Genomic DNA, 15,982 nt, shown 5'->3' on the forward strand with positions numbered 1-15,982 from the left:
CGGACAGGTTGCTTTCATGATCATCGCCGGCGATCTCTATGATGGCGACTGGCGCGATTTTCAGACCGGGCTCCTTTTCGTCCGGCAGATGGGGCGCCTGCGCGCGGCGAACATCCCGGCTTTCGTTCTTCACGGCAATCACGACGTTGAAAGTCAGATCACTAAACGGTTGCCACTCCAGGACAACGTGCAGGTGTTCAGCTATCGCAAATCCCAGACCTTCAAACTCGACGATCCTCGCGTTGCGATCCACAGTCAGAGCTTCCGTATGCAGGCGACGACGGATAACGCGGCGGCGGCTTATCCACCGCCCGTGAAGGGGTATTTCAACATCGGTGTTCTACACACCGCCCGTGGAGGACCGAAAGGCCCCCATGAGAATTACGCACCGGGTACGCTCGATGAACTGGTAAACAAGGGCTACGACTACTGGGCTCTTGCACACGTGCATCAGGGCGGCGTGCTGCACGAGCAGCCGCACGTCTCTGCGGCAACCTGCAAGGCCGCCATATCCGCGAAGCCGGCGCAAAGTCGGCGCAGTTGATCACGGTGAGGGACGGCGCGCTGCAAGGCATTGAGCCATTGCATACCGACGTCGTGCGATGGATATATCTCGACGTGCCGGTTGGCGAACGCGCACGATTTGGGGACGTCATCGATCAAATCAAGAGCATCATCGGCGAGGCCACCAGAAACGCAGAGGGCCGGTTGCTGGCCTGCCGCATCCAGCTGAGCGGCGCGACCGCTCTCCATGGCGAGTTGCTGGCCTCCGGGCTGCAATTGCTGGCGGAAGCGCGCGCCGCAGCCCTCGCGCTCGGTGAAGAGGTCGCCTGGATCGAACGCGTTATCAATGTGACCAGATCGGCATCGGCGGTCTGCATTCTGTCGGATGGGAGCGCGATCAACGATCTCCCTGTCCTGCTGGCTCATGCTGCGGACGACGCTGACTTGCAGGCGGAGATCGCGAGCGATCTGGGCGATCTCGTCCGCAGGCTTCCGCATGATGCCGCGCTGGATATCGACGATCCGCTTCTGGAGGCGGCGATCAACAAAGACTTTGGCGCGGTGATTGAGCAGGCAGGCGCATATCTGAGCGCGCGCTTGGCTGCGAGAGAGGCGGTGATCCATGCGTGTCCGTTCCCTTGACCTGATCCGGTACGGACACTTCACCGAAGCCTCGCTTCATATTCCGTCTGAAGGGCCCGATTTTCATATCGTGTATGGCGAGAACGAGGCCGGCAAGTCGACGACGATGTCGGCGATTGAAGAGCTGCTGTTCGGGATTCCGGGTCAGTCTGCAAGAAACGTTCTTCATGAGAACGCGGCGTTGCGCATCGGCGCGACGTTGGAACGTGAGGGAACGGAGCTATCGATCCGGCGGCGCAAGGGCAACAAGGACACGCTGCTCGGCCTTGACGAGCTGCCTCTTCCTGCGGGCGACGGGCTGCTTGGACCGTTGGTCGGCGGGATAGATCGCGCATTCTTCTGCCGGATGTTCTGTCTCGCCCATGAGCGCCTGCGCGATGGCGGCCGGGACATCATCCAGGCCAAGGACGATGTCGGCGCGACCTTGTTCGCCGCGGGGGCGGGCGTCTCCGGTCTTCGCGATCGACTGGCGGCGATGCAGGAAGAAGCGGACGGGCTGTGGGGCAGCCGCAGGGCGGGGCACCGGAAATATTACCAGGCGGAGGAACGTCTCAAAGAGGCCGAAGCGACGTTGCGCCAACACACGGTCACCGCGACCAAATGGCAGGAGCTGAAATCCGCCTATGAAGAGGCGCGCGACGCTGTGTCCAGATCGAGAAAGAGATCGAAGAGCAAGTCGCCGAGCTCGCCAAAATCGTGCGCGTCCGGCGCGTTTATCGCAACGTACGGCGTCTCGGCGAAATCGAATACGAGATAACGGCCCTCGGCGTCGTTGCCGATCTGCCCGCTGATGCCGCGAAGCAATTCGACAAGGCGTCGGCCGATAACGCCGCCGCGGAGGCGCGCATCACAGCCTTTCAGAAACAGATAGCAACGTTCAGCGCTGAGCGCGCCGCGATCGCGATAGACGATAACGTTCTGCTCCATGAGGCGGAGATCGAACGCCTGTCCAAGCTCAGAATCCAGCTCGCTTCGGGAAGAGCTGATTGCCAAAGCGGCGGGCGGAGCTCGCAGCGGCGGAAGACGCTCTCAAGTGGGCCGCGTCCGAACTGGCTTGGACGGGTGAGACCGCCGAGCTGGTTGATAGAATCCCGCCGCGTGCCAAAGCTTCGGCCGTGCAAGGCTTGCTGACCTCTCGCGGCGGCCGCTTTGCGGCCGTCGAGAATGCCCAGAAGACCCTTGAAGACGCGGGCGAAAAGCTGGCCAATCTCCAGGCTCGCATTGAGGCGATCGGGACCCCCCAGGATCTGTCGGGCTTGGCGGGCGTGGTCAAATCCACTTCCGCCTTGGGCGATCTTGACGCTCCTCTCCTGGCTACCCAGCGAGAGTATCGGGACGCGGATGAACTATGTCGGCAGCAAATGGCGATGATGAATCCCGCGGTCGTTGACGAGACGAGTTTGCGCGCCATGAAAATCCTGGTCGAAGCCGCAGTGAAGGCACATCGCGACGCGGTGCGCGATCTTGAAGGCCGTACTCAAAGCCAGCAAGCGGCTATCCGCGATCCGACTCGGGCTGTCGAGAACAATCGAAAGTCCTACGCGCGGTTGGTATCCGATGAAAAGATCGTGTCGGCCGAGGATTTGACGAAGCTGCGGGAACGCCGGGACGCAGGATGGCCTATCATCAGGCGTCGGCATGTCGACAATATCGCAGTGCCGGAATCGGAAGAGCGCGCCTTCGCAGATGGCGACGCGCTGCTCCACGCCTATGAAACGGCTGTCGGCCATGCCGATGCGGCGGCGGATCAGCGGTTTCAGAACGCAGAGTCGACGGCTGCGGCCATGGTGCTGGCTCGGCAGATCGCCGACCAGCAAGACGCTCTCGACTCCAACAAGCAAGAACTTGCCTCGTTAGCTGCAGAGCGGAGCGCCTTGGCCATGCCTGGGCCGGCATGTGGAACGGTGTCACGGATGGCCCGTTGCCCCCTGACGAGATGCTCGACTGGCTCGACGCGAGGGCCGATCTGCTGGATCAGATCGCCAAGCGCGACGGCGCAGCTCGCTCGGCAACGTCGCTGCAACACGAAATCGCAGAAGCCAAGCGACAGCTAGTGGGCTTGCTGCAGGATACGGCGATTGCGGCCTCGGCAGGCAGCCTGCCCCTGAACGGCATTTTGGCGACGGCGGAAGTGCGCATCCGCACGGAAGAGGCGAATGCGCAAAAGCGGACCGAGCTTGCGCTCGATGAGCGGAAGCTCAAGGCCGACGTCGAGCGCAAGCGCGGTGTGGTCGAGGGCGCCGAGAAAGAACGCGCCGCCTGGAATGCGCAGTGGAAGGACGCCTTGGCGGCGCTCAGTCTTTCGGCTGAAGGTCCCATTGAGACCATTCAGGAGCAAATCGACGCGATCGACCAGATGCGCGAGACGTCAGTTAAGATTGCGGACTTGCAGCACGAGCGAATCGGAAAGATCGAGCGCGACATCAAGGCGTTTGCAACGGAGGTCGAAAGGCTCGTTGCATCGGTGTCGGTGCAGCTGGCGGGTGAGGACGCAGACGAGGCCGCCCTCAAGCTTCATGCACGATTGAATGCGTCGAAGCAGGCGCGTGACTCACTTAACGAGAAGAGTGAAGCGGTTGAAAATCTTCAGAAGAAGCTGGACGACTGCGACAGGTCGAGAAATGACGCGCGGGTCATTATGACAGGGCTCCAACGGGCGGCCGGCGCTGGAACGATCGACGCGTTGCGCGAAGCTATTCAGCGGTCTGACCAACAACGCGCGCTCAAGGATGAACGGGCGCGGTTGCGCGACGCTCGAAGCCGATGGTGACGGTCTTGGCCTAGTGGTTCTCGCCGAGGAGTGCCACAGCAACGATCCCGACCAGGCTGCGGCGCGGGAACAGACTTTGAAGAAATCGCTCGAAGAGGTCCGGGAGCGGCAACTGACCAATATCCAGCACAGTAAAGATACCGAGCGCGTATTCGAGGCCGTCGGCGGCGACGCTGCCGCGCAATATGCGCGCGTTCGTTCGGCGTCGGTGATCCTCAGATGGGCGATCGAGCGGTTCCGGCGTGAAAAGCAGGCGCCGCTGCTCAAGCGAGCCGGGGAATTGTTCTCGATCCTGACCGCCGGTTCCTTCGAACGGCTTACGCTCGCATACGATGAGAAGGATGTTCCGCACCTAGCGGGTCTGCGCGGGGATGGAGGCGCCGTCCCAGTATCAGGACTGAGCGAAGGCGCGGCCGATCAGTTGTTGATGGCCTTACGCATCGCTGCCGTAGAAGAGTATCTTACGCATTCCGCGCCAGCGCCATTTATCGCCGATGATCTTTTCATCAATTATGACGATGCGCGGGCTGCGGCTGGTTTCAAAGTCCTGCAACAGCTGGCGGAAAAGACGCAAGTGCTCTTCTTCACTCATCATCAGCATCTGGTCGGCGTTGCCCGCACAGCTTTCGACGGGCATGTGGCGACCGCGGTTCTCGAACCCCGCGGGGTTCCGATAAAGAACGTGGCCTGACGGGTAGACGGCATCAGCGCGAGGGATCGAAGCCGGACGGCGGGTGGGCTCGTTCACGAGCCCGGCCGGTGAGCCAGCACGCGGAGCGCGCTGCCGAGGCTATTCCTCAAGCCGCCATCGGCTATGCAGGGGCCTTGCCGATGGTAATCGCATCGCCGACAAAGCACCGCAGCGGCGTTGATCTTCTTTAGGATCTCGATGGGCGAGGTTGAAATTGGATGAGATTGCGGGCGACTTCAATTTCGGGAACTGCAAAGACTGGCCGATAGCAGTGAGGCGACTATCTGCACTCTCTGTTAGAAAACGGGCGTTCGGTGTACCTGCGAACGATCCGAACGACTCCGTCGCCTGATCACGCGCAATCATACAGCACGCCAACGACTCCTCGCGCAGTGACCAAGGTCGGTATCACGCCGAAGATATCGGTCGCCTCGGTCGCGAGGACAATCGACGAACCGAGGCCGCCGATCGTCTCGAATTGGCGGAGGTGAGCCAACTTACCGGGCAGACGGGCACCGACCCGCTTGAGAATGCTCGTACCATCATCGAGCGTTACTGCGACAAGTGTGTTCTCCCATCGATCGAGATAGCCAATTGTTAGCTCGGCGCCGCCCAAAATGATCTGACCGGGAAGCGCGAGTGGAACGGCGCTGTCCTCTCTGACGCGGTAAGCGACGACGACGTGCGCAAGCTCCGGCACCATATCGACAGGCGTTGCCTCGCCACTTCCAGGCGGCGGCGGCATATCGGTGAAGATTGCGCCGACAATGCGGTGCACGCGCAGCTTGCTCTCGTCGAACGTCAGTGTCGGGCGCGAGGTCCGCGGGTCGGGCATCTGCGCAGCTAGCGAGACACCGATTGCGCCACGTGACGTCACCAGCCGTCGTGCCAGCACTCGATTGCGATACTGAGCAATCACAAGATGTTGGTCGCGGCCAGGATAAGGTTCAACCTCGACGATCGCGACCGCGCCGCCGGGGATAGCAAAGCCCAACGTGTCGCCGCGGACGTAGAAGAGCGCTTTGCCCTCGAACCATTCGCCACTAAGCCGTTCGACAGCAACATCTTGCGTCCCGCCCACGGGCAATTCGCCGACGAACGCGGCGATTTCTGGGCAGAGCGGAACGGAAAAGGTGGGGCGGATGATCGGCCGCAAGGGCGCGACGTCCGTTCTGCTCTCGGAAGGCGCGAGTGGCTCGCGCCACCGGTACAAGCGAAATTGTTCGTGGACCTTTTCGATGCTGGTCCGCAGCCGCGCGAAGTCGGCTTCGACAGCCTTTACGTCCATGTAGCTGATCGACGCCTTGTCGTGGTGCGACGTGTTGAGGACACGCCGCGGCTCCGCCCCTTCGGCGAGGGCGGTATCCTCCGCGAACCGCTTGACGACCGGATTGGCAAACAGTTCGCCTGTCCCGATCGAGACGAGCCCGCGCAGCTTGTCCATCAGAGGGATGAGCGTCAGCGGCTTCGTCGATGTGGCATACGCGGGATGAGCAACATCATCGAATAGATCACCGAGCCGCGATTCGAGGAAGACGCGCAGGCCGCATAGTTCTGTGCGTCAGAAGCGGAATCGGAGTTCATATGAAACGCGTGGCGCCCGCGATCGATCTCCTCGATCGCTGGCGAGACGATGAGAGTCGGCCGCACCGCGTTCACCGGGTGGACAGATAGATGCTCAACGCGGTCGGCGGCACGATTCTCGGCAACGAGCGAGCGGGCGAACTTGCGATCGTGGGTGGTCACTAGAAGCTGAGCGCCCGCCTCGGCGAGCCCAGCCAAACCTCGCGCGAGGCGCTCGCGATTGTCGTTGTCGAGCATTCTGCGGGTCGTCGAGCACCAGCAATGACAGACCGCCGCGGGTTGTGAGGACGTGCTCGCGGAAGGCGAGAAAGAAGCCGAGCAGCGCGCCGCGCAGCGCAGAAGCGTTGGAGACATGCTGGGCAGGTGCGGTCACGCCCTCGCGGCCGACCTTGAGCTCAAGTACGCCCCGTGCGTCCATACCAGTTCCGGTAAGGTCGGGAGCAAAGCCGGTCGCGTTGCGGTAGATCGCGCGCCGCCAGTGCTCCGACCGGTTGTGCAGCTTCGCCCGTAGCGCCTCAACCTGAGACTGGGCGAGCTCGGCGAGTGGCACAAGCAGATCAAGCGCGGATACGGCCCTGCAGCAGGCGTCCATACGCGCCTGCTTCGATGCATGTTCCACGCGGGCGGCTTCTATCCGGCGAACATATTCGATCGCGGTATTAAGCGGCGCGACGCCCTCAACGATCGCGAGCAGCGATGACAATCGGCGGCCGATCGCCCGGCTCGCGTCGGCGGCACCGTCCTGGCCGCGCCGAACGGCTGGAGGAAACTCTTCAGTGCTGCGGCGTTGGCTCCGCGCCATTCGGCGAACGCCAACGCACGCACAGTGCGGTCGACTATCCGCTGCAACGCCGTCGTTCCAGTCACCAATACGGCAGGCAGCACACGAGTGTCCGGTTCTTCGAAGGCAGGCAAAGTCGCGAGGCGCTCATCCACGAGCGCCGAAGCATCGGCGCGAAGCGCCGATAGCGCACCGCGGAACGATTCCGTCCCGAACAGTTCGTCAATCAATCCAGCTCTCAATAAGTCGATGGGTGACCCTGGCAAGTCGCCGCGGGTTTCCTTCGCGAGGGTAGGCGGAAGATCTTGGAGGAGGCGACTGCACCAGTGCGACGACATTCGGCGACGGTGCGCGCGATAACCTCGCGGTCTCGCGTGGCTTCCGCTAGGTGGTCGCTGACCGTATTACCAGTAACCGGATCGCATTCCCCGTGGAGCGGGCCGACGCAAACCGGGCACATGCCGTCATCGGCATGGCCATGCTCGTGCATCCAGGCGGAAAGCCTAGCGTACAGCTGCGCCCGCCGCGCGCGGTCGGGGCTCGCAGCAAGCGCGGCCAGCGTCGCCGCCTCGGCATCGATCTGCGCCAACAGTCTGGCGACCACCGCGATCTCGTCGGCGCTCGCCGACAGGGCCGAGAGCCGCGCGATGGAGGGCAACTCGCTGAGATGCTTCGATAGCTGTTCGATGGCTGGCCGAATGCTCGCCTCGAGGTCGTCGCGGGCCTTCTTGTCCTCGGGGTTGAATTGTTCGCCCAATACTTCGCGCGCCTTGGCCAGTGCCGTCGCCTTCAGGGCCGCGAAATGCTCATTGATCTTCTGGATTCCGCCTTTGGAATCCTCAGCATCGACCGCAGGTGCATCTCCTTCGAATGCGATGGCGGGAAATTCCGCGACGGCGCCGGCGAGGTCGTCGGCAGCCTGCTGGTAGCGTTCTACGACTGATGCGTTGGGCTTCGAGTTCCTTGGTCGTGCGCTTGGCAATCCGCTCGGACGCTTTACCGGCATGCTTGGCGAGATCGACGAGGTCAGCGAGGCCGGTCAGGCGGGCGACTGCCTCGCCGAGTTGCGACGTAGAGCCGACCGCCAGAAACGGCAGCAGCGCGGGCATGGTCGTCGCAATGCGCGAGGCAATTGGGTCGATGCCGATTGCGTCGAGATCGGGCGGTGTCTCGGTGATCTTGCCGCGCGGGGTGCGGCCCTCCTGGTGGCGGAGGGGTGGCAGCGGGTCACCGTGGGCGTCGACGAAGGTTAGCTCGACCCAACTGTCGGCTGGAATCGCCTCGCCGTCCGCAGGCAGATCGCTAGCTTTGTGTGGCATAGGCGTGATTGCCGACATCGGGTGCGTCGTTACCGTGTCGTCGTTGCGCGCGGCCTCGCAAACGAACTCGGTCGGTCCCTCCTCGGGTGGGCGCTGGGAGCGGATGAGGTGACCGGTCAAACACCAGACGATGGCGTTGGCGATGGACGTCTTGCCCGAACCATCGGCGCCCTAGGTGACAGTCTTGCCAGATTCGAAGACGAACGTGTCGGGAGGCGCGGTGGAACGACCGTAAACGTGCAGCCCAGCAAACCGGTGTGCGACGACCTTTACCAGCCGCAACACTTTGACAGTGCGAGCTTGACCATCATCAGCCGCGGTCTCCAGCGTCGGCGGCTCCGTCCCAATGACGTTGATGATTGCCTCGACGTCGCCTGCGGAAAGATTACCGGCCCACTTGCCCCGATTGCGGCGATACCAATCCAACACCGCGCGGGCATCGTCTGAGTCTATCGAAAGATGGTCGCCCGCGGCGACAGCGACGGCTCGCCCGCCGATCAAATCGGCGAGCAGTGTGTCGGTAGTAAGCAGATGAATGTCACGCGGTGCCGGTGAGTCTTCGTTCACGTTTGCCCCCTTTGCCGGCACTTACCCTGTGAACGCTTATCAGTCCAGCGAATTGAAGGTCCGGCAGCGGCGATGTTCCTTGCGGATCCAAATTCAGGACCGGCAACTTGAGTACAAGGCTGACCGCGCGCGGCTTGAGGCCAACAAGATCGCTGATGCTCGCCAAGTCGTTTCGGACGACCTCCGTTGCTTGATCAAGCTCGCGGAAATAGCGGGCAATGTTGAAGGCGAAGGAATCGTAGTTGTCAATGATGGCAATCAAAGTGCACCAGCTGCTTCAGCACGAAATGCATCAAAGATCCGCTGAGCCTTGGCGAGCGTCTCCTCGATTCGGCCTCTGGGTCCGACAGCACCGTTATTCCACCGCCGGCATGAAATACGGCCAGGTCGTCGTCGATCGTGACAGTGCGGATCGCAATGTTCGTGTCCATGTGCCCGTTGAAGCCGATCGCCCCGCAATATACCTCTCGCGCCACGCGCTCGATTTCCGCAATAATTTCCATCGAGCGCACCTTCGGTGCCCCGGTGATGGAGCCGCCGACGGCGCATCCACACGACAATACATCATTGCGCGATCGATCAGCATCACGCGGCCCTACTGCGCAGGGCGGTATCACTACCGGGGGTTGACACGCAAAGATTTGTTGCACCACTATGGCCAACCGATACTAGGATGCAGACCAATCGAGCGCGGACGCGAACTTGACGATCGAAACAGCCACAATCCCCATCGTCCGGACACCGAAAACCAACGGCATCGTCCCCCTCGATCTCGTCGAAGCGATGTCAGTGGTCGCCGCCTCTCGCGCCACCCTCGCGATCATCAAAGCCTACGAAGCGGCCGGCGTGACCGGCAATGTCATGGTTCCGCTCGTCACAGACTGTCCAGTTGATCCCGCCACACTCGGCCGGGCAATACGGCGGGTCTGGAAAGCCGCATTGGAGGATGTTGGAAACGGAGGCTCCGTACGGGTCGAACTCCGACCTAGAGCGGTTCACAGATTTATTGAATCGGAAGGGATCCCGGATCTGGGGCGAATATGATTCAAGATGCTGGCTGGGCTGGAGGCCAGCATCTGATGGTCCGACCAATTTCCAACGATTTGCGTAAGCGCGCGGTATCCGCTGTTGCCAAGGGTGAGAGCTGCCGATCTGTGGCGGAACGGTTTGGCGTTGCGGTCTCGTCAGTCGTGAAGTGGTCTCAGCGTTATCGAGCGACCGGCTCGGTAGCCCCCGGCAAGATGGGTGGTCACCGCAAGCCTGTGCTTGATCCGCACCGGGCCTTCATCGTCGAGCGGATCACCGAGACGCCGCACCTGACGCTGCATGGTCTGAAGGCAGAGCTGGCAGCCCGTGGGGTCAAGGTCTCACACAACGCAGTCTGGCTGTTCCTGCGCCGGGAGGGGCTGCGGTTCAAAAGAACACTGTTCGCCCTCGAACAGGCTCGCGCCGACGTCTCTCGTAGGCGCCTGCGTTGGCGATCTTGGCAGGCCGGGCTCGATCCGGGCCGGCTCGTCTTCATCGATGAGAGTGTGCTGCAGACAGCGGAAGGAGTTCAAATGAACTAAGACCGATGGTGAAGCTGCGAGAAAGATGGGGGCGGGCCCCCGAGATCAGCTTTCAGGGGCGGGTCTCAAACCAATCCGAGCTGCTGCGGTAAAGAGCTGTGGTGGTGAGCGTCGGATCAGAAGTTCGGAATATACCGAGCAGGTGAGTGTCCGAAAGACGAACGAAAGTGAACCCTCCTGAGACGCGTCGTTATTAATTCAAGTGTCGTCAAAACCAGGACCGTCTCGTCAACCTGGGACACGTCCGCCAGATGCCTGACGACTGGGCGGGCGGCGACCGGCGTAGAGGGGGCGTGAGTCGGACACAGGCTTTCGCGTGGAACTGCAGGAACCAGGCTCTTGATGCCAAGGGAGAAGCGCAAGCGGTGCCAACCGCGAGGCGGGAGTACCGATGCAAGAGACTGGGGCGGACCGATCCGTAGGAGCGTTGAGGGCCCTGTAATGGGGACGGAGCAAAGGGATCGGGTCAGGTAGTCGTACTCTTGGACCAACTGGAAACAGGATGACTTCGAACAGTGCGATAAACAAGCCGTTCTCGATTGAGAAGCGGCGAGTGTACGAAGCGTACAAGGCGGTCAAATCCAATCGCGGAGCGGCTGGAGTGGACGGACAGACCTTCGAGATGTTCGAGAAAGACCTTGCAGGGAATCTCTACAAGATCTGGAATCGGATGTCGTCGGGGGTGTACTTTCCACCTCCGGTGCTCGCCGTCTCCATTCCAAAGAAGACCTGCGGCGAAAGGACTTTAGGTGTGCCCACTATCAGCGATCGGATGGTGGTCAAACGGATGATTGAGCCGGAACTGGAATCCATCTTCCTGCCGGACTCTTACGGTCACAGGCCAGGAAAATCGGCTCTGGACGCCGTGGGCGTCACGCGTCAGCGGTGCTGGAAATATGATTGGGTCCTGGAGTTCGACATCAAAGGACTGTTTGACAATCTCCCGCATGATCTTCTTGCTGAAGGCGGTCCGGAGACACGTGAAATGCAAATGGGCGCTGCTCTACATCGAAAGATGGCTGACGGCATCAAGGGAAAAGGACGGGAAGCTCGTTGAGCGGATCCGCGGAACCCTCAAGGGGCGTGATCAGCCCAATACTGGCCAATCTGTTCCTGCATTATACGTTTGATCTCTGGATGGCGCGGACACATCCCGACCTTCCTTGGTGTCGGTATGCCGATGACGGACTGGTGCACTGCCGGACCGAGCAAGAAGCAGAAGCCATTAAGGCGGAGCTTCAAGCGAGGCTGGAAGTGTGCGGACTTCAGATGCATCCGACGAAGACGCAGATCGTTTACTGCAAGGACAACTCACGGCACCCTTCGTCTTCGACGGCCCGATCAATGGCGAATGCTTCCGCGCTTACGTGAAGCACCTGCTCCTGCCGACCTTGCGCGAGGGCGATATCGTCATTCTCGACAATCTCGGAAGCCACAAGTCGAACGCTGTCAGACAGATGATCAAGGCGGCTGGCGCCAGGCTCTGGTACCTGCCGCCATACTCGCCCGACCTCAACCCGATCGAGCAGGCATTTTCCAAGATCAAACACTGGATGCGGCAAGCCCAGAAGCGCACCCTCGAGGACACCTGGCGCCATATCGGTCACCTCGTCCAGGAGGTCCAGCCCCGCGAATGCGCCAACTACTTCGCAAACTCAGGTTATGCTTCAATCAAAATGTGAAACGCTCTAACGAGGACGCGGTCGATATCATCGCAGGACCTGCAACGGACATCCGTCCCGACAAGTCGAGCAAAGCCAGCTTCCCGCAGCCGTCGTCCTCTTAGAATCCATACGGCCGTTCGGCCCAGCGCAGAAGCACTCGAGCATCCCGATTGGGCAAGATGACACGCTGATCGCGGAGGCCCTTGGCGATGGTTTGACCAACCTCCGGCTCGACGCGATTGCCATGCGTAATCAGAAAAAACCAGCCGAATGGAACGCCGACTTCACGGTCGATCGCTTCCACGCGGTCCATCAAGAAATGGACGGACGCACCTCCCACGCCAAGCCTCTCGTCCGGCAGATGAAGGGGACGCGGCACAAATCCAACCTCGCGCGTGCCTTTGTGGTCGTAGTCGCAAATATCGAGGGCCCAGTGCGCGTAGACGCGTTCAGCCGAGGCGCTCGATTCGTCCCAGTCCTGGAAGAAACGGTTCTCCCGCGGTACGAACTCGAACCAGTCCGGCACCAGTTCAAGAAACGGCGTCTCGGTTGTGCCCTCCCGTGTCACTTCACGCACCGCACGACGTTCCATCTCCGGCCGCTGCGCCTCGCGCCTCTCGCGCTCGAGTCGGGCGCACCGCGTAAGGTAACTCCGAACGTAGATGACGCTGCTGCCCGCGCGCCCAAGCATCCGATAGAGCGGACCCGCGATGACCTTGTTGTCGGACATCTCTTCGTGCGTGATCCATGACGGATCGAGTAATTCGTCCTTGCCCCAAGGGCGGTACGTCGATTGACGATCGGCCCCGCACGCGATTCGACTTCCCGGCCGAGACGGATTTGCACATAGTCCGCCGCGCCCGATCCAGTCGGCGCGAAGGCGTAGACCGTCTTACCGCGCCATTCAGAAGTCTGAAGATCGCTCTGGCGCAATCGCGTCCAGAGCGCGCCGATGTCGCCGTTGTTCTTGGCAAGCTCGGCTTCCATCCACGACCGGTATTCTGCGATCCGTGTCCCGTCAGCGGCGATCACCGAGCGTCTGTCGCGCCAATACTGGTCATCGATGGCCGCCGTCGAAAATGGGAATCCAGCAAACGTCTCTGTCAGCGCGGCCGCCAGCGCCGTTTCGTTAGCTCCGATCGGAAGACGGGCGAGGACCGCCTCGATCGTGGCGGGATCGGGCAGTCGTGCGGAACATTCTCCGGAGGCTCATCCATGACTTGATCCCATCATCGGAGCCTGTTTCGCCGCGCGCTCGATCTCTTCCATTGACGCCAGGATGTGCTCGAACCGAAGCCCCGCCGCAAGATCATTGGCGTCATGTTCGCATAGTCACGCGCGAGCGCGTCGATCGGCGCACGAGGCCGGTTCGCTGTCGTTAAGAAAAGATCGAACTTCTCGCCGGATGACCTCCTTGCAAGCTGCGCTGCTCACGAGCCATCCTCCGGTATGGCGTCGTCACGCTCGAGCAAGGGCCTAAGGAAATCCTGCATCCAGATCGGCATAGCTGACAGACCTGCGCGAAGATCGTCGCGAATCACCCTTCCATGCTGCGGATTTGCAAACAGTCTGTTCAGGAGGTTCACTATTGGCTGTCGATCATACCTACTTGTCATCATGTCCTGCATCCAATAGAGCGCCTGCACGACGCGCATGCCTGGACGTCCGGCCCAATAGAGACGGCTGGGCGCTGCCGACTTGAAATGGATGACCTGCTTTCCAAGGATGATCGGCTTCAGGCGGGCGTCGATCAGGACCTCGATGCGCGATGGGACGGCCCTGGTGAAGCCGAGATCATTCGCGGTAGTCATCCCGTCAACCACGACGCGGGCTTGGTCGCGGCGCGCCACGGCCTTGATGACGGCGCGATAGTCGGGGATTCCCAGCTTGCCCGTGAAATTGCTCTTTCGCGGCCGGTCGTAGAGGCCACGATCGAAGCGGCGTAGTTCGCCAGCCACGACCAGGCGCTGCAACGCCTTGTCGACGGTCGCACGGCTTCCGAAGTCGGCGAAATTGTCCATACCTCTGTGGGTGCCGCGTCGATGCGGGCAATGAGCCGCGATCGGAGGTCCGGGGTCGGCTCCTTGAGCGTGTCCGAAATATGATGTAAATTTCGGTCGGAAGCAACTCAGCTGCGATGGAATCTTTGACTGGAACTCGCCCGTTTTGAGCGGTCAAAGGACCTAAGACCTCGGACCAGTTGACGGACACCCGTCTGCACGCATACTGTCCTCAGTCCTAGGACAGAGGACATGCGCGCGGAACCCATGAAAAGTCAGGATATTGTCGTCCTGCTGAAGCTCGTGTGCTTGCAGGATCATGAGCACGCCGGCGGGGTAGGCCCCTTTGGCCAAGATGGCGAAGACCCATACTCGGTGCGGGGACTCGAGACGTCCCTCGGAATCAGCAAAACCGAAGTCGCCGCCTCGATCAAGCGCAGCCTTGCATCGGGTATGGCAATTAAGCGCCCGATGACGAGCCGTCCCGATCCCAATCGCAGGAACCTGCGCGACTTCATCACATACGGCCTGAAGTTCGTTTTTCCGGCAAGCCCGGGTCCCATGCAGCGCGGCATGCCAACGGCATTCGCCGCCCCGGTCCTGAAGGACTTACTCTACAGCGCGGGTAGCCTGATTCATGTTTGGCCTTATGCGCGCGGCCGCGAGATGGGGCAGTCCGTCGCGCCGCTGTTCAAGACTGTGCCGAAAGCCGCCGAGAGGGATGATCGCCTCTATGCCTATCTGGCTCTCGTCGACGCAATACGGCTCGGCAATCAGCGCGAAGCGAGTCTCGCGGCCAACTTGCTCAAGGAGAGACTAGGGTGACCATCCAGGGGCATCTCAAGGAAATGCTGAAGACAGTCGCCGGCGCACTCGGCGATGAGCTGCGTGCGCGATTGGTCTTCGTCGGAGGCTGCACAACCGCTCTCTACATAACGGATCCGGTCACCCTCGAAGGAGTCAGATCGACAGATGATGTCGACCTGATCGTGGATCTCGTCGGCTTCCCGGAGTGGGCAAAGCTGGTGGATCAGTTGCGAACGCAGGGTTTTTCCGAGACACCCGAGGACAATGTCATCTGTCGGATGAAGCTTAATGAACTCAAGGTCGATTTCATGCCCGACGACGAGAAGATCCTCGGTTTCAGCAATCGTTGGTACGCAAAGGGCATCGAAACAGCTGTTGAGACGCCCCTGGATGATGCCATTACGATTCGTCGCCTCACGCCGCCCTTGTTCATCGCAACGAAGCTGGAGGCTTATCGCGGAAGAGGTAGTGGGACCTTATCGGCAGCCGCGACGCCGAGGACATTCTCCTGCTCGTCGACGGGCGGGAGGAACTGCTTGACGAAGTTGCCGCCTCCGATGCAGACATTAGCTCATACATTGCCGAGCAATTCGGAGCGCTGCTCGCAGATCGCGACTTCGATCATTTCCTCGAAGGAAATATTCGCGGCCCGGTGGGGCGTGCTGACATTGTTCGCGACCGATTCGTTGCATTGAGCCAGTTGGGCAACGGCTGATATGGCGTTTGCAATCCAATGGCACAGCCAGCAGGGAACGAGGACGACCGACAACCGGGATTGCGCCGGGATCGGCATACGCCAGACGTCGGCCCTCGCCATAGTGCTCGACGGTTCGACCTCTGGAGCAGAGAGCGGAGCCTTTGCCCACGAGATTGCGCGTCGGATGGTCGATTGGTACGTGTCGACCGACGAAAACATCACCGCGGGGGTTCTCACAGCTCAACTTCGCGCGACGCATGCTAAACTGTCGAAACAGTTTCGGAGGGATTCGGCGAGTTACCTTCTGATGCATGTCGGCGCTGCTCAAACAGCTCTCGTTCTGCACGCAGGCGATTGCCTGGTTGGCCGTCAGGCGCCGGCGGGTCCG

The 15,982-nt window shown here is 61.1% G+C and carries 17 protein-coding genes and 6 pseudogenes; 13 read left to right on the plus strand and 10 right to left on the minus strand.

All coding sequences use genetic code 11. The features are described 5' to 3' along the window. Window positions 1-16 precede the first annotated feature (16 nt). Genes XH89_RS40525 through XH89_RS40535 form a run of 3 tightly spaced genes read left to right on the plus strand, consistent with a single transcriptional unit; the run spans window position 17 to window position 1,903 of the window. The gene (locus tag XH89_RS40525; protein ID WP_167506287.1) at window positions 17-544 is read left to right on the plus strand and encodes a metallophosphoesterase; all 528 of its coding nucleotides are present in this window, start codon (window positions 17-19) and stop codon (window positions 542-544) included. After that, window positions 541-1,146, plus strand: a complete 606-nt coding sequence (locus XH89_RS40530; protein WP_167506286.1) for a hypothetical protein — start codon at window positions 541-543, stop codon at window positions 1,144-1,146. The genes XH89_RS40525 and XH89_RS40530 overlap by 4 nt, the downstream gene beginning before the upstream one ends. Then, window positions 1,127-1,903, plus strand: coding sequence for an AAA family ATPase (locus tag XH89_RS40535; RefSeq protein WP_128929785.1), 777 nt, complete (start codon window positions 1,127-1,129; stop codon window positions 1,901-1,903). The genes XH89_RS40530 and XH89_RS40535 overlap by 20 nt, the downstream gene beginning before the upstream one ends. A 589-nt stretch (window positions 1,904-2,492) precedes the next feature. Here XH89_RS40535 and XH89_RS40540 read toward each other — a convergent pair. Continuing rightward, window positions 2,493-2,963, minus strand: a complete 471-nt coding sequence (locus tag XH89_RS40540) for a hypothetical protein (protein ID WP_128958632.1) — start codon at window positions 2,961-2,963, stop codon at window positions 2,493-2,495. A gap of 104 nt (window positions 2,964-3,067) precedes the next feature. On the opposite strand from XH89_RS40540, the gene XH89_RS40545 reads away from it, so the two are divergent. Next, window positions 3,068-3,916: a hypothetical protein gene (locus tag XH89_RS40545; protein ID WP_128958633.1), complete on the plus strand. Its 849-nt coding sequence runs from the start codon at window positions 3,068-3,070 to the stop codon at window positions 3,914-3,916. Continuing rightward, window positions 3,876-4,607: an ATP-binding protein gene (locus XH89_RS40550; protein WP_128929783.1), complete on the plus strand. Its 732-nt coding sequence runs from the start codon at window positions 3,876-3,878 to the stop codon at window positions 4,605-4,607. Before XH89_RS40545 ends, XH89_RS40550 begins: the two co-directional genes overlap by 41 nt. Window positions 4,608-4,959: 352 nt before the next feature. Here XH89_RS40550 and XH89_RS41710 read toward each other — a convergent pair whose 3' ends face one another. The 4 genes from XH89_RS41710 to XH89_RS41725 all read right to left on the minus strand — a co-directional run bounded on the left by XH89_RS41710 (window position 4,960) and on the right by XH89_RS41725 (window position 7,729). After that, window positions 4,960-6,051: a hypothetical protein gene (locus XH89_RS41710; RefSeq protein ID WP_206733199.1), complete on the minus strand. Its 1,092-nt coding sequence runs from the start codon at window positions 6,049-6,051 to the stop codon at window positions 4,960-4,962. Between the two features lie 14 nt (window positions 6,052-6,065). After that, window positions 6,066-6,428: an ABC transporter ATP-binding protein gene (locus tag XH89_RS41715; RefSeq protein ID WP_206733200.1), complete on the minus strand. Its 363-nt coding sequence runs from the start codon at window positions 6,426-6,428 to the stop codon at window positions 6,066-6,068. 393 nt (window positions 6,429-6,821) lie between these two features. Beyond that, window positions 6,822-7,202 (minus strand): hypothetical protein, encoded by a 381-nt coding sequence (locus XH89_RS41720; RefSeq protein ID WP_206733201.1) that lies wholly within the window; start codon window positions 7,200-7,202, stop codon window positions 6,822-6,824. Window positions 7,203-7,210: 8 nt separating this feature from the next. Continuing rightward, window positions 7,211-7,729, minus strand: a complete 519-nt coding sequence (locus tag XH89_RS41725) for a hypothetical protein (protein WP_206733202.1) — start codon at window positions 7,727-7,729, stop codon at window positions 7,211-7,213. 45 nt (window positions 7,730-7,774) lie between these two features. Here XH89_RS41725 and XH89_RS41730 point away from each other — a divergent pair, with 45 nt between their 5' ends. Together XH89_RS41730 and XH89_RS41735 are read left to right on the plus strand one after the other, a co-directional pair. Continuing rightward, entirely contained in the window at window positions 7,775-7,915 is a 141-nt protein-coding gene (locus XH89_RS41730; protein WP_206733203.1) for a hypothetical protein, read from the plus strand. 4 nt (window positions 7,916-7,919) lie between these two features. Continuing rightward, the gene (locus XH89_RS41735) at window positions 7,920-8,225 is read left to right on the plus strand and encodes a hypothetical protein (protein ID WP_206733204.1); all 306 of its coding nucleotides are present in this window, start codon (window positions 7,920-7,922) and stop codon (window positions 8,223-8,225) included. 237 nt (window positions 8,226-8,462) lie between these two features. On the opposite strand, the gene XH89_RS41740 is transcribed toward XH89_RS41735, so the two are convergent. The 3 genes and pseudogenes from XH89_RS41740 to XH89_RS40565 all read right to left on the minus strand — a co-directional run. After that, window positions 8,463-8,858 (minus strand): hypothetical protein, encoded by a 396-nt coding sequence (locus XH89_RS41740; protein ID WP_206733205.1) that lies wholly within the window; start codon window positions 8,856-8,858, stop codon window positions 8,463-8,465. Continuing rightward, window positions 8,830-9,120 (minus strand): hypothetical protein, encoded by a 291-nt coding sequence (locus XH89_RS42350; protein ID WP_347339917.1) that lies wholly within the window; start codon window positions 9,118-9,120, stop codon window positions 8,830-8,832. Before XH89_RS42350 ends, XH89_RS41740 begins: the two co-directional genes overlap by 29 nt. Then, window positions 9,117-9,406 (minus strand): annotated as a pseudogene (locus XH89_RS40565) (chorismate-binding protein); the annotation flags it as partial. The pseudogene XH89_RS40565 and the gene XH89_RS42350, both read right to left, overlap by 4 nt. Before the next feature lie 154 nt (window positions 9,407-9,560). Between XH89_RS40565 and XH89_RS40570 the strand changes: the two are divergent. From XH89_RS40570 to XH89_RS40585, 4 genes and pseudogenes are all read left to right on the plus strand, one after another. Next, entirely contained in the window at window positions 9,561-9,902 is a 342-nt protein-coding gene (locus XH89_RS40570) for a hypothetical protein (RefSeq protein WP_128929782.1), read from the plus strand. A gap of 35 nt (window positions 9,903-9,937) precedes the next feature. Next, window positions 9,938-10,402, plus strand: a pseudogene (locus tag XH89_RS40575) (helix-turn-helix domain-containing protein); the annotation flags it as partial. A 526-nt stretch (window positions 10,403-10,928) separates the two neighbouring features. Beyond that, window positions 10,929-11,743 (plus strand): annotated as a pseudogene (gene ltrA, locus XH89_RS40580) (group II intron reverse transcriptase/maturase); the annotation flags it as partial. Further along, a pseudogene (locus XH89_RS40585) lies at window positions 11,734-12,108 on the plus strand (IS630 family transposase); the annotation flags it as partial. The pseudogenes ltrA and XH89_RS40585, both read left to right, overlap by 10 nt. Before the next feature lie 100 nt (window positions 12,109-12,208). On the opposite strand, the pseudogene XH89_RS40590 reads toward XH89_RS40585, so the two are convergent. Together XH89_RS40590 and XH89_RS40595 are read right to left on the minus strand one after the other, a co-directional pair. Next, a pseudogene (locus XH89_RS40590) lies at window positions 12,209-13,275 on the minus strand (hypothetical protein). A gap of 245 nt (window positions 13,276-13,520) precedes the next feature. Continuing rightward, window positions 13,521-14,191 (minus strand): annotated as a pseudogene (locus XH89_RS40595) (DUF6088 family protein). 166 nt (window positions 14,192-14,357) lie between these two features. On the opposite strand from XH89_RS40595, the gene XH89_RS40600 reads away from it, so the two are divergent. Beyond that, complete coding sequence (locus XH89_RS40600; protein WP_128930177.1) at window positions 14,358-14,915, plus strand: hypothetical protein; 558 nt, start codon at window positions 14,358-14,360, stop codon at window positions 14,913-14,915. Then, on the plus strand, window positions 14,912-15,592 hold the full coding sequence (locus XH89_RS40605) for a hypothetical protein (protein WP_308421722.1): 681 nt from the start codon (window positions 14,912-14,914) through the stop codon (window positions 15,590-15,592). The genes XH89_RS40600 and XH89_RS40605 overlap by 4 nt, the downstream gene beginning before the upstream one ends. Window positions 15,593-15,982: the final 390 nt, after the last annotated feature.

Source organism: Bradyrhizobium sp. CCBAU 53340, assembly GCF_015291645.1.
Lineage (GTDB): Bacteria > Pseudomonadota > Alphaproteobacteria > Rhizobiales > Xanthobacteraceae > Bradyrhizobium.

What these genes read in the sequence shown, in the direction of transcription:
- XH89_RS40550 (WP_128929783.1), top strand. Translation starts at nt 3,876, where the DNA reads ATGAACGGGCGCGGTTGCGCGACGCTCGAAGCCGATGGTGACGGTCTT.
- XH89_RS40525 (WP_167506287.1), top strand. Translation starts at nt 17, where the DNA reads ATGATCATCGCCGGCGATCTCTATGATGGCGACTGGCGCGATTTTCAG.
- XH89_RS41730 (WP_206733203.1), top strand. Translation starts at nt 7,775, where the DNA reads ATGCTCATTGATCTTCTGGATTCCGCCTTTGGAATCCTCAGCATCGAC.
- XH89_RS41715 (WP_206733200.1), bottom strand. Translation starts at nt 6,428, where the DNA reads ATGCTCGACAACGACAATCGCGAGCGCCTCGCGCGAGGTTTGGCTGGG.
- XH89_RS40535 (WP_128929785.1), top strand. Translation starts at nt 1,127, where the DNA reads ATGCGTGTCCGTTCCCTTGACCTGATCCGGTACGGACACTTCACCGAA.
- XH89_RS41710 (WP_206733199.1), bottom strand. Translation starts at nt 6,051, where the DNA reads ATGGACAAGCTGCGCGGGCTCGTCTCGATCGGGACAGGCGAACTGTTT.
- XH89_RS40600 (WP_128930177.1), top strand. Translation starts at nt 14,358, where the DNA reads ATGAAAAGTCAGGATATTGTCGTCCTGCTGAAGCTCGTGTGCTTGCAG.